At 34.9% G+C, this 1,419-nt stretch carries 1 protein-coding gene; it reads right to left on the bottom strand.

The features are described 5' to 3' along the window. Positions 1 to 1,232 (bottom strand): ligand-binding sensor domain-containing protein (locus AC1DO4_RS27815; RefSeq protein WP_477421036.1); only part of this gene is annotated, 1,232 nt, incomplete at its 3' end. Positions 1,233 to 1,419 lie beyond the last annotated feature (187 nt).

Genomic DNA, 1,419 nt, shown 5'->3' with positions numbered 1-1,419 from the left:
TTTTTTCCGTTTGCTCTGTAATATTTTACTACCTCACCACTCAGCTTCTTCTTGTATATTCCATCCCCATCGGTTCCCATCCACAAATATCCCTCACCATCAATACACATACCATAGTACCTTAAAAAGCTGGTTCCATAAGCGTCTGTCAACTTATTTTGAAATTTTTTAAATTTTTCTGGTACGTTGCTTAACATGTAAATACCGTCACCGTAAGTTCCGGTCCATATATTTTTGTCACGGTCCTGGAATAAGGTTTGAATAGTCCGGGCTGTAATACTATAATTATCTTCCGATTTCACCGGATCAATTGTTATATCTTTATATGAAGACTTTTCTGCCTTTTCGAGGTTTATATTATATAATCCCCCATCCTGAAGACCAACAAGCAGATTTTTATGATCATCCTCCAAAAGAGAATAAAAATAGTTGCTTCTTAATTTATAAGTTGAGCCTAAAAAAACGTGGAAATTATTCTCTTTTCTTCTGTAAAGCGTCAACCCTTTGCTGGTAGCTATCCAGATATCATGATTATGATCTTCGTAAATACAAGTAATAAGCCCCTGAGGGACCTGTTTAAGTGGGAACTGACTATTCAAATTTTTGAAAACAGTTCCATTCCTGGTACTGAAAACGTTGAGCCCGCCATCACGTGTACCCACCCATAGCAGTCCATAAGTATCTTCGACTACATTGATAACTGATAAATCGCCCAACAAGCCTGGCAATTCTGTTTTAGTATAACTTTTAAACAGTTTGGTATTTAAATTATAAGATGAGAATCCTGAAGCACCGCATGAAAACCACAACTGATCTTTATTATTTTCAAAAATGCTGTTTACATTGGTTAAACCGTTCGGCCGAAGACTCGGTGGGTCAAATTTTGTAAAACGTTCTCTGTTTGTGTCAAATTGATAAATTCCCCTTCTCGATGATATCCAAATAGTGCCGTGTGTATCTTTGTATATTGTTTGAACGTAATTACCAGGTAAGCTATACGGATTGTCGGGCTCAAATTTAAACACTTTGAAATTTGTGCCATCAAACCGGTTTAAACCATCGCCGGTAGCAAACCACATAAATCCCTTATTGTCCTGGGTAATACCATTTATTATTCCAAATGAAAGACCATCTTTCAATGAGTATTTCATTACTTTTTTAGTAAACAAATTTTGAGCAAAACCAAAGAAAAAGGCTGTTACTCCTACCAGGGTAAATAATAGTCTTCTCATTAATATCAATAACTGGTTAATTAGGCTTACGTGTTCGATACAGAAACCATATAATCAAATGTAGTTTATTTTAATAAAATAAATGTGTAAATGACAATGAAGTTTTAAATGCTTTGCAGACTAACAGGCTATAGAAATCTTTTTTTGTTAAACCTTATTAAACTTTCGGCTTAAGCCAACATTGTTT

The organism is Mucilaginibacter sp. P5_A6 (assembly GCF_056400585.1).
This window is presented reverse-complemented; position numbering and strand designations above follow the sequence as displayed.